Genomic DNA, 19,687 nt, shown 5'->3' on the forward strand with positions numbered 1-19,687 from the left:
ACTTCGGGCCCTCGCGGTCGGCGTAGTTCCCCGGTTTACCAATCGGGCCCGGTGCCGTCGACCCGGCGGGTCGCTACTTCACCTGAATGTCGGAGCCCCTAGCCGCGGCCGATGAAAGGCATCGTCGTCGCCGTGACGGTGAGGAACTGGACGTTCGCGTCCAGCGGCAGCCCCGCCATGTACCGCACCGCGTCGGCCACGTGCCGGACGTCGAACGTCGGCTCCGCGAGCACCCGGCCGTCCGCCTGGGGAATGCCCGCCGCCATGCGTTCGGTCATCTCCGTCGCCGCGTTGCCGATGTCGATCTGGCCGCAGGCGACGTTCCACGCGCGGCCGTCCAGCGAGATCGACCGGGTCAGCCCGGTGACCGCGTGCTTGGTCGCGGTGTAGGCGACGCTCGCGGGCCGCGGCGCGTGGGCGGAGATCGAGCCGTTGTTGACGATCCGGCCGCCGCGCGGGTCCTGGTCCTTCATCAGCCGCACGGCCTCGCGCGCGCAGAGGAACATCCCGGTCAGGTTGACGTCGACGGTCCGCTTCCAGTCCTCGACGGAAAGCTCCGCGATCGTCCCGGCCGCGCCGATGCCGGCGTTGTTGACGAGCAGGTCGAGCCGTCCCCATGCCTCGCGGACGGCCGCGAAGAGCGCTTCGACCGAGTGCTCGTCGGCGACGTCGGTGGGCACGACGAGCGCGCCTTCGAAGCCCGCGGCGGTTTCCTCGAGCGCGGCGACGCGGCGCCCGGCCAGCGCGACCGAGTAGCCGTCCTCGAGCAGGGCGCGCGCCACCGCCCGCCCGATCCCCGATCCGGCCCCGGTGACCACCGCCGTCTTCGCCATCCCGCCTCCTAGACTGCTCGTATGGGACTTCGCGAGCGTTTCCGGGCCGGGCTCGCCCGGCAGCTCGGCCACCCTAGCGGCCTGCGGGGCCGGGTCGTCGGCGCGATGCTCAACCGCCGGAACCGCGAGGCCGTCGTGAAGGCGGTCGCCGCCCTCGAGCTGACCGGCGGGGAAACGGCACTGGACATCGGGTTCGGCGGCGGCCTCGGCCTCGGCCTGCTGCTGCCGGCCGCCGCCCGGGTGCACGGCGTGGACATCTCGGCGACGATGCTCGACCGCGCACGGGCGACGTTCCGCGAAGAGGTCGCGACCGGGCGGCTCGTGCTCGACGAGGGCTCGATGACGGCGCTGCCCTTCGCGGACGGTTCGGTCGACGCGATCGTTTCGACGAACACGATCTACTTCGTCGAGGACCTCGGCGCCGCGCTCGCCGAAGTCGCCCGGGTGCTCGCCCCCGGCGGGCGGTTCGTGCTGGGCGTCGGCGACCCCGACCTCATGGGCAAGTCGCGCATGCTGACGGACAACGGCTTCCGCATCCGGCCGGTCGCCGCGATCGAAGCCGCGCTGGGCACGGCGGGGCTGGGCGTGCCGAAGCACGAGCGCTTCACCCACGCCGGTCTCGGTTTCCACCTCTTCGTCGCCGCGAAATGACGAAAGGGGGCCCGGCGCGTGCCGGGCCCCCTTCGCGGGAGGTGCTTACTTCGGCTGGACACCCAGCGCGGCGAGCGCCGGGCCCGCCATGATCACGCCGGTGCCGGTCACCGTGTCGAAGCCGGGCGCGCCCAGGTCGATCGCGGAGGACACCAGCGCCGAGCGGATCTGGGCCGGGGTCGCGGTCGGCTTGCCCGAGAGCAGCAGGGCCGCGATCGCCGCCGCGTGCGGAGCCGCCGCCGACGTCCCGAAGAACGGCTGGAAGCCCGCCACCGAGGTCGCCACGCCGTCCGCCGCCGTGATGTCCGGCTTGTTCCGGGTCGTGCCGCCGGTCGAGGAGACGTTGCCCGGGGTGATCGCCGTGCCGTCGGCGTTGTAGAACAGCTTGCGCTTGCCGTCGGAGGAGAACCGCTCCCACTTGCTCGACGCGGTGTACAGACCCGGGTACGGGCCGGCCGGGTTGGCCGGGTCACCGGTCTCCAGCGGGCGGCCGAACGCCGGGCCGGCCGGCGCCGCCGCGACGCTGAACGCGTTCGCCGCCGCCGAGTGGCCGTTCGTGACACCGTTGGTGCTGAACGCCTTCAGCGAACCCGAAGCCACGAAGCGGCCGCGGATGACGTTCAGCGCGATGAACCGGTCGGCGCCGCTGTACTTGACGACCGCGACCTTGTAGCCCGAGCCGGTGGTCGGCACGCTCGCGATCTCGTACGGGTTCTGCGAGCCGGACTGGCCGTTCTCGCTGGAGGCCACGACGCTGCCCGACGAGTTCAGGATGAACAGGTCGTAGTCGTTGGCGGACTTGCCCCACGGGTCGGACCAGAACAGCGTCACCGGCTTGCCGAGCGAGCCCGCCGAAAGCGCGTCGAAGTTCTGCGTGGTGCTGCTCGGGTCGAAGTCGTGCGGGGTCCCGGTGACGCCGCTGATCTTCGTCGAAGACGCGCGGAAGTCGCCTTCGTAGTACCCGCTGGTGCCGTCGGTCGCGTTGCCCGAGTTGCCGGCCGAGGAGAAGTACAGGACGTCGGCCGCGGTCACGTCGTTGACCGCCTGCGCGACCTGCGTGTCCTGGAACGGCGACTCGTCGAAGTAGGAGACGTCGTCCACGATGATCTGGCACTTGCCGGTGGTGCGCAGCGCGCGGATGTTCGCGGCGAAGCTGGCCTCGCTGGTGAACGCGGTGGCGAAGCCGAGGGTCGCGTTCGGCGCGAGGTCGTGGATGATCTCGAGCATCGCGGTGCCCTCGTCGCCGCTGCCCTTCTGACCGGACAGGACGTCCACCGCGGGCAGTTCGCCGGCGCTCTGCGACTTCGCGAGCGAGTCGACGCCGTCGGAGAGCACGCAGACCTTGACGCCGGAGCCGCTGACGCCGTAGGTCGTGCGGGCGGTGTCGGCGCCGTGCGCCTTGTCCCCTTCGGACACCTGCGTCGCCGCGGCGGCCTGCGCGGCCACGGCCTGGCGCAGGTCGCGGTTGCCCGGCTCGCTCCACGTGGTGGCCTGCGCCGCGGGCTTCACTTCGGCGACGTCCGCGCGGCCGGCGATCGCGTCCACCGCGGACAGCGGCACGTCGGCGCGCACGGCACCGTCCGGCGCGGTGTAGCGGACGGTCCCGCCCGCCGCCCGGACGGCGTTCGCGACGGCCTTGCCGTACGCGGCGATGTCGACCGCGACGGTGCCGGCGCCGCTGACGCCGACCCCGGAGCGGTAGTCGGGCAGCTTCGCGGCGAGCGACCGGTCGGCCCGCAACCGCTTCTCGACGACCAGTTGGCTCGATTGCTTGCGCTCCGCGGGGCTCAGGCTCTTCTTGATGCTCTGCAGGGCGCTGATGCCGGCCTCGGTGCGCGCGGTCGCGGCGTCCACCGTGGACGGCTGCGCCGCGGAGACGCCCGTGGTCAGCAGCAGCGCGCCGACCGTCAGCGGTGCCGCGTGCGCGGCAACCCGGCTGAATCTCACCATTGATGTCTCCCTGTGATCCTCGGTCACTCGACCGGGTGTAATGGGGAGAATCTAAGGAGTGACTGGGCGGGGAACCACCGACCAAAGTCTGGATCGCGCAGCCGTCCACATCCTGGAACGATCACGGAAACGTGAGAACGATTTTTCCGCGGCCGTGCCCGGTCTCGATTTCCCGGTGAGCCGCGGCCGCCTCGGTGTACGGATAGGCCCGCCGCACGTGGAAGCGCAGATCCCCCTTGGCGTACAGCGCGGCCAGCTCGGCGAGGCGCGCGGCCGAGCGTCCGGACTTCGAAACGAGCACCCCGAGTCCGGCGGCCCGCCCGTGCTCGACCAGCGTGAGAATCCTCGTCCGGTCCTTCACCAGTTCGAGTGAGAGGTCGAACGCTTCCCCACCGGCACCGTCGAGCACGACGTCGACCCCCAGCGGCGCCACCCGCTCCTTGAGCCCTTCGCCGTAGACGACGGGCGTGGCGCCCAGCGACCGGACGTAGTCCTGATTGGACGCACTCGCGGTACCGATGACGGCGGCCCCCTTGAGCTTCGCGAGCTGAACGGCGGCGGTCCCGACCGACCCGGCGGCGGCGTGCACGAGCAGCGTCTCCCCCGCCCGGAGTTTCAGCGCCTCCAAGGCGATCGACGCGGTCTGCGCCCCGGCGGTGAACCCACCGGCAACTTCCCACGGCATCTCGGGCGGCTTCGGCGTGACATCGGAGGCGGGCACGACGATGTACTCGGCGGCGGCCCGCACGGCGGTGAAGCCGAGAACTTCGGTCCCGGCCTCGAGTTCGCCTTCGTCGACGATGCCGGCGAACTCGTTCCCGGGCACGCGAGGCCACCCGAGTTCGAGCCCGGGCGGCTCCCACCCGGCCCGAACGGCCGCGTCGTACGGCTGCACCCCGGCGGCTTTGACCCGCACTCGCACTTCGCCGGGCCCGGCGTGCGGCTCGGGGAGATCGAGGACGCGGAGGACTTCGGGACCGCCGAATTCGGTGAACGCCACAGCTTTCATGACGTCAGTCTGATACTTCTAGTTACCTTGAGGTCAAGACCGTGAGTCCGGGCCACCGGCTCCGCCACCGTAGGCTGCGCGCATGGTCGAGATCGTCCGCGCCACCCCGGACCAAGCCGCCGCCCTGACCGCGCTCGTGCACGCGTCGTCGGCGTACCGAGGCGACTACGCCACCATCCTCGACGGCTACGAAGTCACGCCCGCGTACGTCGAAGCCAACCCCACGTTCACCGCCACGCACGACGGCGGCGTCGTCGGCTTCTACGCGCTCGTGGAAGCGGAACTCGACCTGCTCTTCGTCGCCGACGCCGCCCAGGGCCTCGGCGTCGGCCGCCGGTTGGTCGAGCACCTGCGGGGTGAAGCGCGAACCCGCGGGCTGCGCGCGATTCGCGTCGTCGCGCACCCGCCCGCGCTGGAGTTCTACCTCCGCATGGGTGCGCGGCGCACCGGCACGGTCCCGCCGAACCCGCCCAAGGTCCGCTGGGAACGGCCGGAGCTCCGCTTCGACGTCCCTACATGTTGATCATGTGGTTCCGGGTTTCGCCTATCCAGGCATGATCGACCGTGACCGAGGGCGCGCTGTGGCCTTCTACGCCTCGGCCTTGCTCGACGCGGACAAGTCGACAGGACGCTGTCGCAGCACCTCGGCCACGTCGACCACTCCGGAAAGACTGTCGACGAATTCACCGCAGAGACCCTAGTTCACGGAAAGCAATCCAGTCATTCTTGACGACGTCTAACCCGCGAAAATATAACCAACCCGTCTTCGATATTCAGATCACAATCGTAAACCCGGTCGCGCGATCCACGGTAAGTCACGCTCGCCGCGTGCGGCGGCCGAACCTCGACCGAGACAAGCTTGAGACCTTCAACCGGCTCACCAAACCTGGCAGCAAGCAGCGCTTGCGACCGCTCCAGCGCGTCACCCTCATTCATCGGCGGTACTGGCACCAAACCAGATATCCTGAGCCTGTCCGCCATCTTGCGGCCAACAAGTTTGAGTGAATCGTACGCACCGTTCCCGATAACCCCACCGGCTACCGCGCCGCCAATGAAAGAAGTAATAGCTAAAACGGCAGCCGAAGCGCCCCACTCGTGACGATTCTCTTGGACTTCAATGGTGTACGGCGCGGGGAACCCTTCCTTGTCATCTGCGTTGGGGATCGCTTCAATCTCTGCTACGAGCCAGTCCCTGTGCCACGCCGCTCCATGAGATTCGATCTCGACAACTTCGAGTACTTGCTCGTCGATCGGAGCCGCGTCCGCAATACGCACGGAGACAACTACCTGGTCAGCGTAACTCCGTGAACCACCTTCGGCACTCGGCTCGTCGGCCATCGAACACCCACCCTCGTTCGGACTTCTCGCCGTCGAACGCCAAGCCGCGTGACGGCCCGGCCACGGCCTGACACCTGCCCTGACCTGCGAGTCCCGAGGTCAGAGCAGGTTCACGCTTACATGTTGATCATGTGCCCGGCCAGCCCGAGCACAGCTTCCTTCACGGCCTCACCCAGCGTCGGGTGCGCGTGCACGTTCCGCGCCACCTCGTGCACGGTCAGATCCCACTGCTGCGCCAAAGTCAGCTCCGGCAGCAGCTCCGTGACATCCGGCCCGATCAGGTGCCCGCCGATCAGCTCCCCGTGCGCACCGTCACTGATCAGCTTCACGAACCCCCCGGCGTCGCCCAGCCCCTGGGCCTTCCCGTTGGCGGTGAACGGGAACTTCGCCACCCGGACGTCGAACCCCTTCTCCCGGGCCTGTGCCTCGGTCCACCCGAAGCTGGCGATCTGCGGCTGGCAATACGTCGCCCGCGGGATCATCGGGAAGTCGAGCTCCATCGTCTCCGCACCGGCGATCGTCTCCGCCGCCACCACGCCCATCGACTCGGACGCGTGCGCCAGCATCAGCTTCGCCGTCACGTCACCGATCGCGAAGATGTGGTCCACGCTGGTCCGCCCGCGGCCGTCGATCGCGATGGCACCCCGCTCGGTCAGCGCGACGCCGGTCTTCTCCAGCCCGTAGCCCTCGACCCGGGGCTGGAAACCGATGGCCTGCAACACCTTGTCGGCGGTGAGCACCTGCCGGCCGTCCTTCTCGGACGACACCGTCACCTGGACCGAAGAACCCGACTCGTCGATCGACTCCACCCGGGTCGACGTCAGCACCTTGATGCCGAGCTTCCGGTACCGCCGCGCCAGCTCCGCCGACACCTCGGCGTCCTCCAGCGGGACGAGGCGGTCGAGGAACTCGACGATCGTCACGTCGACGCCGTAGTTCTTCAGCACGTACGCGAACTCCACGCCGATCGCGCCCGCGCCGGCGATCACGATGCTCGCGGGGAGCTCGCTGGACAGGATCTGCTCTTCGTACGTGACGACCCGCGAGCTGCGGGACGTCCCCGGCAGCAGCCGCGTGGTCGCGCCGGTCGCGATGATGCAGTGGCCGAAGGTGAGCTGCGAGCCGTTCACCTCGAGCGTGTGGTCGTCGAGGAACGTGCCGTGCCCGTCGAACTCGGTGATCTTGTTCTTCTTCATCAGGAAGTGCACGCCCTTGACGCGCCCGTCGGCGACCTTCCGGCTCCGCTCGTAAGCGGCCGTGTAGTCGACCCGGATCGGGCTGTCCGACGAAATGCCGAACGCCTTCGCCTCCTGCGTCACGACGTGCGCCAGCTCGGCGTTGCGCAGCAGCGCCTTCGACGGAATGCACCCGACGTTCAGGCAGACACCGCCCCAGTACTTCTCCTCGACCACCGCGACGCTCAGCCCCAGCTGCGACGCGCGGATCGCCGCCACGTAGCCGCCTACCCCGGCCCCCAGGACGACGACATCAAAGTGTTGTGCACTCATGAGCCGAAACTACCCCTTCGGCCGGAAGCGGGCGGGGTGACGCCGACCTCAGGCCGCGAGGGGCCGCCGCTCGCCGCGGATGGACTCGAGCAGCGTCGTCACCTCGCCCATGATGCGAGCCGTCGCCTCCTCCAGCACCTCACGGGTGAGCGGGCGGTCACGCAGGTCGGACAGGTCGACCGGCGGCCCGGCGACCAGCTCGACGGTCTTGCGCGGCAGCCCGCGCGGGAACCACGCCGTCGACGGCAGCAGGTGGTGGGTGCCCCAGTTGGCCACCGGGATCACCGGCGCGCCCGTCTCCAGCGCGGCGCGGACGAGGCCGGTCTTGCCGCGCATCGGCCAGCCGTCGGGGTCCTTCGAGAACGTGCCTTCCGGGAAGACCGCGACGCACTCGCCCGCCCGCACCGAAGTCACCAGGTCGCGGTAGGCGTCGGCGGCTGTCGCCGCACCGCGGTAGACCGGGATGTGCCGGCCCGAGCGCATCACGCGGCCGACCACCGGCAGGTTCCACAGCGAGGCCTTGGCCAGGTAGCGCGGCACGCGGCCGGCGGCGAGGCAGAACGCGGTGAGCGTCGTCGGGTCGGCGAACGAGAGGTGGTTCGAGGCGACCAGCACCCCGCCGGTCTTCGGGATGTGGCGGGAGCCCCGGACGCGGAACCGGGTGGTCTGCGCGAGGAACTGCCAGACCACCTCGATCGCGAAGCTGTACCAGGCGCCACGGCCGGCGCGGGCGAAGCGCCGGCCGTAGGCGATCATCTGGCGTCGGGTGAGCAGCTCGCCCTCGAGGTCCAGGGCGGTCCAGCGGTCGGTCATGGATGTCATTCGTAGCCGACGACCGGGCGGTTCGGCCCCGGCGCGCGCCGAACGCGGCGCAGATCACACTGCCGATTTCACCGGCGTTCGAGAACCACCACGGGGATCTCGCGGTCGGTCTTCTTGGCGTATTCGTTGTAGTCCGGCCAGACGGCGGCGAGCTTGTCCCAGAGCTTCGCGCGCTCCTCGCCCTCGGCCGTACGGGCGACGGCCGTGAACTTGTCCGCCTTCACCTGCACGCCGACCTCGGGGGTCTCGACGAGGTTGAAGTACCAGCCGGGGTGGTTCGGCGCGCCGCCCTTGGAGGCCACGATCACCGGGTTCCCGTCGACTTCCTGGTAGATGAGGGCGAACTTGCGCTCCTGACCGGTCTTGCGGCCCTTGGTGGTCAGCACCAGCGTCGGGACGCCTTCCTTCCACTCGTGCCCGACCTCGCCGTCGGTCTCCTCGTAGCGGCGGACGTGCTCGTCACCGAACAGCATGCGTGTTCCTTTCGCGTCGATCAGCAGTGGCAGACTCACCACTTGAAGGTTCTCCTTGTTTGCAACACACGCGCCGCGACCGATCTTCCCGGCCCGTTTCACTCGAACGGGTCAGGTCCCCCGAGCAGCGGCTTCTCCGGAGACACCCTCCTCCCAGTAGATTGCACCGACCGAGCACGCGGAGACACTCGAAACCGATCTTGGAGGAGCCAGCCATGAAGGCCCGGCCGCACGTGACACTGGAAGACGTGGCACGCAGCGCGAACGTCTCGCTCGCGACGGCGTCGCGGGTGCTCAACGGCACCGCGTCCGTCCGCGCCGACCTGCGGGAGCGGGTTTCCGCCGCCGCGGCCGAGCTGGCTTACGCCCCGAACGCGCACGCGCAGGCCCTCGCCGGCGGCACGCACCGCACGGTCGGCGTGATCTGCCACGACGTCAGCGACCCGTACTTCGCCGCGATCGCCGGCGGCGTGATGCGGGTGGCGACCGACAACGGGCTGCTCGTGATGCTGGCCGGCACGTTCCGCGACCCCGATCGCGAGGTCGCCTACGTCTCGACGCTGCGCGCGCAGCGGGCCGCGGCGATCCTGCTGATCGGGTCGGCGTTCGAAGACCGGGCGTGGGAGCGCGCGATGGCCGCCGAGCTCGAGCCGTACCGGCGCGGCGGCGGGCAGGTCGCGGCGGTCAGCCGCCACCGCGGGCTCAAGATCGACACCGTGCAGCCGGACAACAAGGGCGGCGCCGCGGCGCTGGCCGACGCGCTGGTCGCCCTCGGCCACAAGCGGTTCGCGGTGCTCGCCGGCCCGCGGCGGCTGAGCACGGTCATCGACCGGCTGGCCGGGTTCTCCGACGCGCTCGCCGCGCACGGCATCACCCTGCGCGAGGACGACGTCGTCGAGGGCGCCTTCACCCGCGACGGCGGCTACGAGGCGACGAAGCAGCTGCTGGCCGGCCGCAAGCGCAAGCTGCCGACCTGCGTCTTCGCCGTCACGGACGTGATGGCGATCGGCGCGCTGACGGCGTTGCGCGAGGAAGGCCTCTCCGTGCCGGGCGACATCTCGGTGGCCGGCTTCGACGACATCCCGGTCGTCCGCGACCTCGCCCCGGCGCTGACCACCGTGCGGCTGCCACTGGAGGAGCTGGGCGAGCGGGCGATGGACCTGGCGATCAAGGGCTCCGCGGGCACCCGGCCGCGGACGGTCCGGCTCTCCGGCGAAGTCGTGCTGCGCGAAAGCACCGGCCGCCCCAAGCGCTGACCCGGTCGGGCCTTGTCGTGCTTCGGCGCAGGCCCTACCGTGGATTCGAGAAAGCGCTTTCTGAGTCCCTGGAGGTCCCCCATGCTCGTGCTCCCGGTGCCCGGCGGCGGGCTGCTGGGCTGGACGCCGTCCGGGCCGCCGTGTCCCGAGCCGGCGGGGACGCCACCGTCGTCGCGGATCGCGTACGCCGCCGCGCACGTCGTGGCGGACGCGCTCGCCGACGAACCGGACGCCGTCGACTGGGACACGACCCTCGCCTTCCGCGAGCACCTCTGGTCGTGCGGCCTCGGCGTCGCGGAGGCGATGGACACCGCGCAACGCGGGATGGGTCTCGACTGGGCGACCACCCGGGAGCTCGTGACGCGCACCGGCGCGGCCGCGGCCGGACGGCGGTGGTGCGCCGGCGTCGGCACCGACCAGCTGCCGCCGGGGCCGGCGACCATTGCGTCCATTGTGGACGCCTGGCGCGAGCAGCTGGACCTGGTCGGCGGCGCGGGGGCGATCCCGGTCGTGATGGCCAGCCGGGCGCTCGCCGCCGCGGCCACCGGGCCCGGCGACTACCACGCGGCGTACGGGAAGCTGCTGTCCGAGGCGGGCGGCCCGGTCCTGCTGCACTGGCTGGGCGAGCAGTTCGACCCGGCGCTGGCCGGCTACTGGGGTCACGACGACGTCCGCGCGGCCGCCCGCGAGCTGGCGGCGCTCTGCACCGAGCACGCCGGCACGATCGCCGGGGTGAAGGTCTCGGTGCTGGACGCCGGCGTGGAGACCGAGTTCCGGCGCGCGCTGCCCGCGGGCGTCGCCTGCTACACCGGTGACGACTTCAACTACCCCGGACTCATCGCGGGTGACGAGGCCGGTCACAGCGAAGCCCTGCTCGGCATCTTCGACGCGATCGCCCCGGTGGCCGCGGCGGGGCTGCGCCGGCTGGACGACGGCGACCCCGCCGGCTTCCACGCCCGGCTCGACCCCACCGTGCCGCTGTCCCGCGAGATCTTCCGCGCGCCGACCCGGCACTACAAGACCGGCGTCGTCTTCCTGGCGTACCTGAACGGCCACCAGCGGCACTTCCGGATGATCGCCGGCCAGGAATCCGCGCGCACGATCACCCACCTCGCGACCCTGCTGCGGCTCGCCGACGAGGCGGGCGCGCTGGCCGACCCCGACCTCGCCGCGGCCCGGATGCGGCCGCTGCTGCTGGCCGCCGGGGTGGCGTGATGGACGAGCGGCTCAGCCTCAACCAGATCACCACCAAGGCGTGGTCGCTGCCCGAAGCGGTGGCGGGCTGCGCGGCGGCGGGCGTCGGCTGGATCGGGCTGTGGCGGGACAAGGTCGCGGAAACCGGCGTCGCCGAAACCGCGCGGCTGCTGAAGGAGCACGGGGTCCGGGTTTCGTCGTTGTGCCGCGGCGGGTTCTTCACCGGCGTGACCCCGGAAGGGTCCCCGGTGGACGGCGTGGCCCAGACCCGCGAGGCGATCGACGAAGCGGCCGCGCTCGGCGCCGGGGTGCTGGTGCTGGTGGTCGGCGGCGTTGCGGGCAACGACCTGGCCGCGTCCCGCCGGCGGGTCGCGGACGCCGTGGGCGAGCTGGCCCCGTACGCGGGCGAGCGAGGCGTCCGGCTCGGCCTGGAGCCGCTGCACCCGATGCAGTGCGCGGACCGTTCGGTGCTGTCCACTGTGGACCAGGCACTGGCGATCGCGGCGGAGCACCCCGCCGAGCAGGTCGGCGTGGTCGTGGACGAGTTCCACGTCTGGTGGGACCCGCGGATCGAGGAGTCGATCGCCGCGGCGGCCGGCCGGATCGCCGGGTTCCACGTGTGCGACGTGCTGGTGCCGCTGCCCGACCCGTTGCTGGGCCGCGCCCTGCCGGGCGACGGGCCCATCGACCACCGCCACTTGCGAGCCTGCGTCGAGGCGGCGGGGTACGACGGGCCGATCGAGGTCGAGGTGTTCAACGCGGACCTGTGGTCCCGGCCCGGCGCGGAGGTGCTGGCGGAGACGATCACGGCCTTCGAGCACCACGTGACCTGACCCCGCCCCGCCCCGCTGTCTTGAATGAGTCATTCAGGTCTCCGAAGTCCTGAATGACTCATTCAAGACGCTGAGCACCGCGGCGTTCGGGCGATGCGTGGCCTGAGGGGTCCACGGCGCGGTACGCTTGGTCCGTCCAGCGGACTGGGGAGGTCGCGCGATGACGACGGAGCACCAGACCGGCGACGAGGGCGCCGTGCGGAGCGTGCTGCGGGCGTTCGATCTGCTCGCTCTCTTCACCGAACACCGCCGGACCTGGGCGGTCAAGGATCTCACCGCGGCCAGCGGCCTGGCGAAGACGACCGTGCTGCGGCTCGTCGTCACCTGTGAACAGCGCGGGCTGCTCTGGACGCGGCCCGACGGGCGGATCACCGTCGGGCCCGGGATGCTGCGGTGGGCACAGCTGGCGAACACCGCGTGGCAGCTGCCCGAGCCGGTCCGCCAGGTGCTGCGGGACCTCGCGCTGGAGTGCCGGGAGACCGTCAACCTCTACGTCCGCAGCACGTCCGTGCTGGTCTGCGTGGCCCAGCAGGAGGGGCCGCTCGCCATCCGGCACGTCGGGCGGGTCGGGGACGAGCTGCCGCTCGGGTTCGGGGCCGCCGGGCGGGTGCTCGACGGGGCCGAGGGGGCCGCCGTCAGCCACGGGGAGCCGGAAGCCGGTGCGTCGAGCGTCGCCGTGCCGGTGCACGACGGTGACGGGCGGGTGCTGGCGGCACTGGCCGTCACCGGCCCCACCAGCCGGTTCGGGGCCGCCGAGGTTGCTGCGTTTACCGAAGCCGTCGCCGGGGGTTCGCAGCGGATATCGCAGATCGGCCTCGGCACCCGGACGGAATAGGCCACAGTCGTCCGAAATCCGGCGGGCCGTTGGTTAGGCTTCCCGGCATGCCGAACCTGCTGGTGGTGGAAGACGACGCGGCGATCGGCAGCGTGCTCGAATCGACCCTGCGCCTGCACGGCTACCAGGTGTGCTGGCGACGCGACGGGCGGACGGCCCTGCAGGCCGCCGAAGCCGGCGAGTTCGACCTCGTGCTGCTCGACCTCGGCCTGCCCGACCTGGACGGCGTCGAGGTCTGCCGCCGGCTGCGGAGCGCGCTGCCCGCCTCCGTGCTGGTCATCCTCACCGCCCGGCAGGAGGAGATGGACGTCGTCGTCGGCCTCGACGCCGGTGCCGACGACTACCTCACCAAGCCGATCCGGCTGGGCGAACTGCTGGCCAGGGTGCGCGCGCACCTGCGCCGCGGCGCGCCCGCCGGGGCCCGGCCGCCGGTCACCGTCGGCGGGCTGACCGTGGACATCGCCGGCCGCCGCGCCACCCTGCACGGCCGCGAGGTCGTGCTGCGCGCGAAGGAGTTCGACCTGCTGGCGCGGCTGGCCGAGCAGCCCGGCGTCGCGGTCAGCCGCGAGACGCTGATGGCCGAGGTCTGGGACGCGCACTGGTACGGCTCGACGAAGACCCTCGACGTGCACATCGCGGCGGTGCGCCGCAAGCTCGCGTCGGTCGCCGGGCCGGACGAAGAGGTGCCCCGGATCGCCACCCTGCGCGGCCACGGCTACCGCCTGGAGGACCCGGCCCGGTCCGCGGCCGAAGGCTAGCCGTGCGCCGCCGGATCACCTCGCTGACGGTGCTCGCCGCCCTCGTCGCCACCGTGCTGTTCGCCCTGCCGCTCGGCATCGCCGTGTGGCAGTACTACCACGACGACGCCAAGGGCGACCTGGAGCGGGCCGCGGACGCCACCGCGCTCGCCGTGTCGGAAGACCTGAGCGCCGGCCGAACGCCGATCGTCCCGCCGCTCGACGAGGAGGACGAGGAAATCGAGGGCGAGGTCGGGGTCTACGCCCCGGACGGGCGGCTGCTCGCCGGGCACGGGCCCGCCGTCGGCGGCCCGGTCGAGCGGCAAGCGGCCCGGGCCACGGTGGACGTCGTCGTCGGCCGCGAAGGCGACGAAATGGCGCTGGCGGTGCCGGTGGTCAGCGGCTCCCGGGTGACCGGCGTGGTCCGCGCCGCGCTACCGCTGTCCGAGCTGCGGCTGCAGATCGTGCTCACCTGGGTCGCCATGGCCGGGCTCGCGGTCGCGACGACCGGCGTGAGCTTGCTGATGGCCCGACGGGCCACCAAGCGACTCGTGCGTCCCCTGGAGGAGCTCGCTGCCGCGGCCGAGCGGCTGGGCGACGGCGACTTCACCGCCCGCTCCCCGCGCGCGGGCATCGCCGAGATCGACCAGGTCGGCGAAGCGCTGGACGCCACCGCGACCCGCATCGGCGAGACCCTGGAGCGTGAGCGCGCGTTCTCCGCGGAGGCGTCCCACCAGCTCCGCAACCCGCTGACCGGCCTGCGCCTGCAGCTCGAAGCCGCGCTGGAAACTCCGTCGGCGGACCCGTACGCGGCGATCCGCGCCGGGATCGCGTCGACCGACCGGCTGGAACGCACCATCGAGGACCTCCTGGCGCTGGGCCGCGAACGCCGGGCCCCGAGCGCGGAGCTCGACCTCGACGCGCTCCTCGACGAAGTCCGCCAGGCCGGCGAGGCCCTGCTCGTCCCGCACGGCCGAGCGCTGCGGATCACCCGCCAGGACCCGCCGCCGGCCCGGGTGGCGGCCGCGGCGGTCCGCCAGGTGCTCGGCGTCCTGCTGGACAACGCGGCGACGCACGGCCAGGGCACGGTCACCGTGGTGGCCCGCGACGCCGGGGACGCGCTGGCTATCGACGTCGCCGACGAAGGCCCGGACCTGGGCGAAACCGATCCGTTCGCGACCGCGCCGAGCGACCACGGGATCGGCCTGCGGCTGGCCCGCAGCCTCGCCGAGGCCGAAGGCGGCCGGCTCCGGTTGAGCCGCCCGGCCCCGCCCACCTTCACCCTGCTCCTGCCCGCGGCCGAGCAGAACGAATCGCCACGATCCGCGCATCCTGTGCAATGAATCACCTGTGATTCATCTGTACGCGCAATGTAGTCCTGTTTTGCCTGCCGGAAATGGCAGATACGGTCGTCGGCATGACTTTGCGGGCCGCGACGGTGCGGCGGAAACCGGTCGCCGACTTCGTCGCCGAAGGTGATCATGGCACGCTGAAGCGGTCGCTCGGCCTCGGGCAGCTCACCATGCTCAGCATCGGGGCGACCCTCGGCAGCGGGATCTTCGTCGTGCTGGGCGAAGCCGTCCCGGTGGCCGGGCCGGCGGTGGTGCTCTCGTTCGTGCTCGCCGGGATCACCGCGCTGTTCTCGGCGCTTTCCTACGCCGAGCTCGCCGGCATGATCCCGCTGTCCGGTTCGTCGTATTCCTACGCCTACGCCACCCTCGGTGAGCTCGTCGCCTGGGTCTGCGGCTGGTGCCTGATCCTCGAATACGGCGTCTCGGTGGCGTCCGTGGCCGTCGGCTGGGGCCAGTACGTGAACGAGCTGCTGCGGCTGGCGTTCGGCTTCGCCATCCCGGACGCGCTGAGCCAGCCGCCGGGCTCGGGCGGGATCGTGAACGTGCCCGCCATCGCCGTCGTGGTCCTCGCGATGGTCCTGCTGCTGTCCGGCGCGAAGGAGAGCGCGCGGGCCAACGCCGTCATGGTCGTGGTCAAGATCGGCACGCTGGTGCTGTTCTGCGCGATCGCGTTCACCGCGGTGCGGGCGAAGAACTTCACGCCGTTCCTGCCGCTCGGGCTGGCCGGGCTGAGCGCCGGCGGGGCCAAGCTCTTCTTCTCCTACATCGGGTTCGACGCCGCCTCGACCGCCGGCGAGGAGGCGAAGAACCCGCAGCGCGACCTGCCGCGGGCGATCCTGCTCTCGCTCGGCATCGTCACCGTGCTCTACTGCCTGGTCGCCGTGGCCGCGGTCGGCGCGCTGCCGTGGCAGGAGTTCGACGGCCAGGAAGCCGCGCTGTCGCACGTCCTCGGCGTCGTGTCGGCCAACCCGCTCTGGGCCGCGCTGCTGGCCGTCGGCGCGATCGTGGCCATCTCCAGCGTGGTGCTGACCGTCCTCTACGGACAGACGCGCATCCTGTTCGCGATGTCCCGCGACGGCCTGGTGCCGGGCGTGCTGTCCGAAGTAGACGCGAAGAGCGGCTCGCCGCGGGTCAACACCCTGGTGGTTTCGGGCTTCGTCGCCGTGCTGGCCGCGTTCATCCCGCTGGGCAAGCTGGCCGACGCGACCAGCATCGGCACGCTGTTCGCGTTCGGGCTGGTGAACGTCGCCGTCCTGCTGCTGCGCCGCCGCCAGCCCGATCGGCCGCGCTCGTTCCGCGTGCCGTTCTCGCCGGTGACGCCGATCCTGGGCGTGCTGTGCTGCGCCTACATGATGCTCAGCCTCGACGGCGCCACCTGGCTCGTCTTCGGCGGCTGGATGGCGCTCGGCCTGGTCCTCTACTTCGGGTACGGGATCCGGAAGTCGAGGCTGGCATGAGGGTCGCGATCCACCAAGGCCCGTTCGCCGAGCTCCCGGCGGCCCTCGCCGGGACCGACGCCGACCTCGTCGTCACGGCCGAGATGAGCACCACCGGCTACCACATCGGCGCGCGCACGCACGAGCTCGCCGAACCCGCCGACGGACCCATCGCGCGGCGGATGTCCGCGCTGGCACGGGAAACCGGCGTCGCCCTCGCGTACGGCTACCCGGAATCCGACGGCGCGCAGGTCCACAACAGCGTCCAGCTCGTCGACGCGGCCGGCCGGCGGCTCGCGAACTACCGCAAGACGCACCTGTTCGGCGACCTCGACAAGGCGTGGTTCACCCCCGGCGGCGAAGCGGTGGTGCAGGCCGATCTCGGCGGCCTCCGGATCGGGCTGCTGATCTGCTACGACGTCGAATTCCCGGAACTGGTCCGGGCGCACGCGCTCGCCGGCACCGAGCTGCTGGTCGTGCCGACCGCGCTGATGAGCCCGTACGAGCTGGTCGCCGACACGCTCGTGCCCGCGCGGGCCTACGAAAGCCAGCTGTTCGTCGCCTACGCGAACCGCTGCGACACCGAGCGGGAGCTGACCTACTGCGGCCGCTCCTGCGTGGTCGCCCCGACCGGGGAAGTCCTGGCGCGCGCCGGGTCCGGGCCGGAGCTGGTCCACGCCGACGTCACCCGGGAAGCGCTCGCCGCCTCCCGGCTCGAGAACACCCACCTGGCCGACCGACGGCCCGAACTGTACCGGGGAACCACCGCATGACCTCCGCCGTCCCGACCGCGATCCACCACGAAGAACCGCCGGGCCGCCCGATCACGATGTTCGGCCCCGACTTCCCGTTCGCCTACGACGACTACCTCGCCCACCCGGCCGGGCTGGGCTCGGTCCCGGCGGAGCGGCACGGCACCGAAGTCGCGGTGATCGGCGGCGGCCTGTCCGGCGTCGTCACCGCGTACGAGCTGATGAAACTGGGCCTGCGGCCGGTGGTCTACGAAATCGCCGAGCTCGGCGGGCGGCTGCGGACGGTGCGCTTCCCCGGCTGCCCGGACGACGTCGTCGCGGAGATGGGCGCGATGCGCTTCCCGCCCGCGTCGACCGCGCTGTACCACTACATCGACAAGGTCGGGCTGGAGACGGCGCCGTTCCCGAACCCGCTGGCGCCCGGGACGCCGAGCACCGTCGTGGACCTGAAAGGACAGAGCCACTACGCGCGGACGCCCGCGGACCTGCCCGCCGTCTACGGCGAGGTCGCCGCGGCCTGGGACCGGACGCTCGCCGAGCACGCGTCCTTCGCCGAGATGCAGACGGCGATCCGCGACCGCGACGCGAAGACGATCAAGCGGCTGTGGGACGAACTCGTACCGCGGCTGGACAACCAGACGTTCTACGGCTTCCTCTGCGACTCGCCCGCGTTCGCCTCCTTCCGCCACCGCGAGATCTTCGGCCAGGTCGGCTTCGGCACCGGCGGCTGGGACACCGACTTCCCCAACTCCATCCTGGAAATCCTGCGCGTGGTCTACACGGGAGCCGACGACGAGCACCGCAGCATCGTCGGCGGCAGCAGGCAGCTGCCGCTGCGGCTGTGGGAGCACGCACCGGAAGAGATCGCCTTCTGGCCGGCGGGCACGAGCCTGAGCTCGCTCCACGGTGGACGGCCGCAACCCGGCGTCGCGCGGCTGCACCGGACCGCGCCGAACAACATCACGGTGACCGACACCGAGGGCCACATCCGGACGTTCCCCGCGGCGGTGTTCACCGCGCAGAGCTGGATGCTGCTGTCCCAGATCGAATGCGACGCGGAGCTGTTCCCGATCGACCACTGGACGGCGATCGAGCGCACGCACTACATGGCGTCGTCGAAGGTGTTCGTCCCGGTCGACCGGCCGTTCTGGCTGGACCGCGACCCGGCGACCGGCCGCGACGCGATGAGCATGACGCTCACCGACCGGATGCCGCGCGGCACCTACCTGCTCGGTGACGACCCCGCGGCGCCGGCGGTCATCTGCCTGTCCTACACGTGGGCCGACGACTCGCTGAAGTGGCTGCCGCTCCCGGTCTCCGAGCGCGTCGAGGTGATGCTGCAGTCGCTGCGCGAGATCTACCCCGGCGTCGACGTCCGGCGGCACATCATCGGCGACCCGGTGACCGTGTCGTGGGAGGCGGAACCGCACTTCATGGGCGCGTTCAAGGCCAACCTCCCCGGCCACTACCGCTACCAGCACCGGCTGTTCACGCACTTCGTGCAGGAGTCGCTGGAGCCGCGCCACCGCGGCCTGTTCCTCGCGGGCGACGACGTCTCGTGGACGGCGGGCTGGGCCGAAGGCGCGGTGCAGACGGCGCTCAACGCGGTCTGGGGCGTGCTGCACCACTTCGGCGGCGCCACCGATCCGGTGAACCCGGGGCCGGGAGACGTCTTCGACGACCTCGCCCCGATCACGCTCCCGGACTGACCGTGCCCCGGCTCCCCGCTCGCCGCTCCCTGCCGCGGCCGGGAACGCTGCGACCGGGAGCGAACGGCTGCCCGGGAACGGCCGCGGTTGCGGTGCGGCGGCGCCGAGGTCGCGAATGAGTCATTCGGGACCGTGGAGGTCCCGAATGACTCATTCGCGACCTCCACGGCGGGCCGACCGACCTCGCCCCGATCACGCTCCCGGACTGACCGTGCCCCGATCGTGGCACCCCGTCCGGCAAGGTGCGGACCGGGCTGCCCGGCGCACCCCGCCGTGCGACGATGGGACCATGAACACCGAGCCGGCGCCGAGATGGCGAAGACTGGAACCGGACGAACGGAAGGAACAGATCTACGCCTGCGCCGCGCGGCTGTTCGGTGAACGCCCCTACTCCGAAGTGTCCACTTCGGACATCGCCGCGGCGGCGGGTGTCGCGCGCGGGCTGATCAACCACTACTTCGGCACGAAACGCGAGCTGTACCTGGAAATCATCCGCCGCGCGCTGACCGTGCCGCGGCTGGCCGTCGAGATCCTCCCCGACGGGCCGCTCGAACTGCGTGCCGACGTCGCCATCGAGTGGTTCCTCGACATGGTCACCAGCCAGGAGCGGATGTGGCTGGCCGCGATCGCGCCCGAAGGCATCGGGCGCGACCTCGAAGTGGAGCGGATCCTCGAGGAAGCCGACCGCGAATCCGCCGACCGCGTGCTCGAAGCCGTCGGGCTGTCCAGCGAAAGCAACCACGGGCCCGAGCTGAACGCGCTCGTGCGCGCGTTCGGCGGGATGGTGAAGGCGGCGGGCCGGGAATGGCTCGTGCGCGGGTCGCTGACCCGCGATCAGGTGCACCTGCTGCTGTCGAAGTCGCTCGTCACGCTGGTCGGCGAGATCTTCCCGGCGATCCAAGCCGAGCCGCCGGTGCCGCGCCGGGGCGATCGCGAACAGACCCGCGAATAGACCGGAGCCCCCGACGCCACGAGGGGGAGGAGGGCGCCAGGGGCTCC

The 19,687-nt window shown here is 71.5% G+C and carries 19 protein-coding genes; 12 read left to right on the forward strand and 7 right to left on the reverse strand.

Going from position 1 to position 19,687, the window contains the following annotated elements; translation table 11 throughout:
- Positions 1 to 98: 98 nt before the first annotated feature.
- Positions 99 to 833 carry an SDR family oxidoreductase gene (locus AB5J73_RS00140; protein WP_370966806.1) on the reverse strand — a complete coding sequence of 245 codons (735 nt, stop codon included), beginning with the start codon at positions 831 to 833 and terminating at the stop codon, positions 99 to 101.
- Between the two features lie 105 nt (positions 834 to 938).
- On the opposite strand from AB5J73_RS00140, the gene AB5J73_RS00145 reads away from it, so the two are divergent.
- Positions 939 to 1,484 carry a class I SAM-dependent methyltransferase gene (locus tag AB5J73_RS00145; RefSeq protein WP_370966808.1) on the forward strand — a complete coding sequence of 182 codons (546 nt, stop codon included), beginning with the start codon at positions 939 to 941 and terminating at the stop codon, positions 1,482 to 1,484.
- A gap of 45 nt (positions 1,485 to 1,529) precedes the next feature.
- Here AB5J73_RS00145 and AB5J73_RS00150 read toward each other — a convergent pair whose 3' ends face one another.
- Complete coding sequence (locus AB5J73_RS00150) at positions 1,530 to 3,434, reverse strand: S8 family serine peptidase (protein ID WP_370966810.1); 1,905 nt, start codon at positions 3,432 to 3,434, stop codon at positions 1,530 to 1,532.
- Between the two features lie 121 nt (positions 3,435 to 3,555).
- Positions 3,556 to 4,443 carry an NADP-dependent oxidoreductase gene (locus AB5J73_RS00155; RefSeq protein ID WP_370966812.1) on the reverse strand — a complete coding sequence of 296 codons (888 nt, stop codon included), beginning with the start codon at positions 4,441 to 4,443 and terminating at the stop codon, positions 3,556 to 3,558.
- A gap of 82 nt (positions 4,444 to 4,525) precedes the next feature.
- On the opposite strand from AB5J73_RS00155, the gene AB5J73_RS00160 reads away from it, so the two are divergent.
- A complete protein-coding gene (locus tag AB5J73_RS00160) occupies positions 4,526 to 4,966 on the forward strand; it encodes a GNAT family N-acetyltransferase (RefSeq protein ID WP_370966814.1) in 441 nt (146 codons plus the stop codon).
- A 197-nt stretch (positions 4,967 to 5,163) separates the two neighbouring features.
- Here the strand turns inward: AB5J73_RS00160 and AB5J73_RS00165 are convergent, their stop codons facing one another.
- The 4 genes from AB5J73_RS00165 to AB5J73_RS00180 form a co-directional block, all read right to left on the reverse strand.
- The gene (locus AB5J73_RS00165) at positions 5,164 to 5,781 is read right to left on the reverse strand and encodes a hypothetical protein (protein ID WP_370966816.1); all 618 of its coding nucleotides are present in this window, start codon (positions 5,779 to 5,781) and stop codon (positions 5,164 to 5,166) included.
- A 116-nt stretch (positions 5,782 to 5,897) separates the two neighbouring features.
- Entirely contained in the window at positions 5,898 to 7,289 is a 1,392-nt protein-coding gene (gene lpdA / locus AB5J73_RS00170; RefSeq protein ID WP_370966818.1) for a dihydrolipoyl dehydrogenase, read from the reverse strand.
- Positions 7,290 to 7,337: 48 nt separating this feature from the next.
- Positions 7,338 to 8,102, reverse strand: coding sequence for a lysophospholipid acyltransferase family protein (locus AB5J73_RS00175; protein ID WP_370966820.1), 765 nt, complete (start codon positions 8,100 to 8,102; stop codon positions 7,338 to 7,340).
- A gap of 77 nt (positions 8,103 to 8,179) precedes the next feature.
- Positions 8,180 to 8,584 carry a nitroreductase family deazaflavin-dependent oxidoreductase gene (locus AB5J73_RS00180; RefSeq protein ID WP_370972832.1) on the reverse strand — a complete coding sequence of 135 codons (405 nt, stop codon included), beginning with the start codon at positions 8,582 to 8,584 and terminating at the stop codon, positions 8,180 to 8,182.
- Between the two features lie 215 nt (positions 8,585 to 8,799).
- Between AB5J73_RS00180 and AB5J73_RS00185 the strand changes: the two genes are divergently transcribed.
- The 10 genes from AB5J73_RS00185 (at position 8,800) to AB5J73_RS00230 (ending at position 19,640) form a co-directional block, all read left to right on the forward strand.
- A complete protein-coding gene (locus AB5J73_RS00185; protein WP_370966822.1) occupies positions 8,800 to 9,840 on the forward strand; it encodes a LacI family DNA-binding transcriptional regulator in 1,041 nt (346 codons plus the stop codon).
- An 81-nt stretch (positions 9,841 to 9,921) separates the two neighbouring features.
- Positions 9,922 to 11,055: a dihydrodipicolinate synthase family protein gene (locus tag AB5J73_RS00190; RefSeq protein ID WP_370966824.1), complete on the forward strand. Its 1,134-nt coding sequence runs from the start codon at positions 9,922 to 9,924 to the stop codon at positions 11,053 to 11,055.
- Positions 11,055 to 11,867: a sugar phosphate isomerase/epimerase family protein gene (locus tag AB5J73_RS00195; protein ID WP_370966826.1), complete on the forward strand. Its 813-nt coding sequence runs from the start codon at positions 11,055 to 11,057 to the stop codon at positions 11,865 to 11,867. The genes AB5J73_RS00190 and AB5J73_RS00195 overlap by 1 nt, the downstream gene beginning before the upstream one ends.
- A 160-nt stretch (positions 11,868 to 12,027) precedes the next feature.
- A complete protein-coding gene (locus tag AB5J73_RS00200; RefSeq protein WP_370966828.1) occupies positions 12,028 to 12,702 on the forward strand; it encodes an IclR family transcriptional regulator in 675 nt (224 codons plus the stop codon).
- A 47-nt stretch (positions 12,703 to 12,749) separates the two neighbouring features.
- The gene (locus AB5J73_RS00205; protein WP_370966830.1) at positions 12,750 to 13,460 is read left to right on the forward strand and encodes a response regulator transcription factor; all 711 of its coding nucleotides are present in this window, start codon (positions 12,750 to 12,752) and stop codon (positions 13,458 to 13,460) included.
- 2 nt (positions 13,461 to 13,462) lie between these two features.
- A complete protein-coding gene (locus tag AB5J73_RS00210; protein ID WP_370966832.1) occupies positions 13,463 to 14,782 on the forward strand; it encodes a sensor histidine kinase in 1,320 nt (439 codons plus the stop codon).
- 74 nt (positions 14,783 to 14,856) lie between these two features.
- A complete protein-coding gene (locus AB5J73_RS00215) occupies positions 14,857 to 16,248 on the forward strand; it encodes an amino acid permease (protein ID WP_370966834.1) in 1,392 nt (463 codons plus the stop codon).
- Positions 16,245 to 17,000 (forward strand): carbon-nitrogen hydrolase family protein, encoded by a 756-nt coding sequence (locus AB5J73_RS00220; RefSeq protein WP_370966836.1) that lies wholly within the window; start codon positions 16,245 to 16,247, stop codon positions 16,998 to 17,000. The genes AB5J73_RS00215 and AB5J73_RS00220 overlap by 4 nt, the downstream gene beginning before the upstream one ends.
- Entirely contained in the window at positions 16,997 to 18,688 is a 1,692-nt protein-coding gene (locus AB5J73_RS00225; protein ID WP_370966838.1) for a flavin monoamine oxidase family protein, read from the forward strand. The genes AB5J73_RS00220 and AB5J73_RS00225 overlap by 4 nt, the downstream gene beginning before the upstream one ends.
- 289 nt (positions 18,689 to 18,977) lie before the next feature.
- On the forward strand, positions 18,978 to 19,640 hold the full coding sequence (locus AB5J73_RS00230; protein WP_370966840.1) for a TetR/AcrR family transcriptional regulator: 663 nt from the start codon (positions 18,978 to 18,980) through the stop codon (positions 19,638 to 19,640).
- Positions 19,641 to 19,687 lie beyond the last annotated feature (47 nt).

The sequence above is a fragment of the Amycolatopsis sp. cg9 genome (assembly GCF_041346945.1).
In the GTDB taxonomy this organism is placed as follows: Bacteria; Actinomycetota; Actinomycetes; order Mycobacteriales; family Pseudonocardiaceae; genus Amycolatopsis.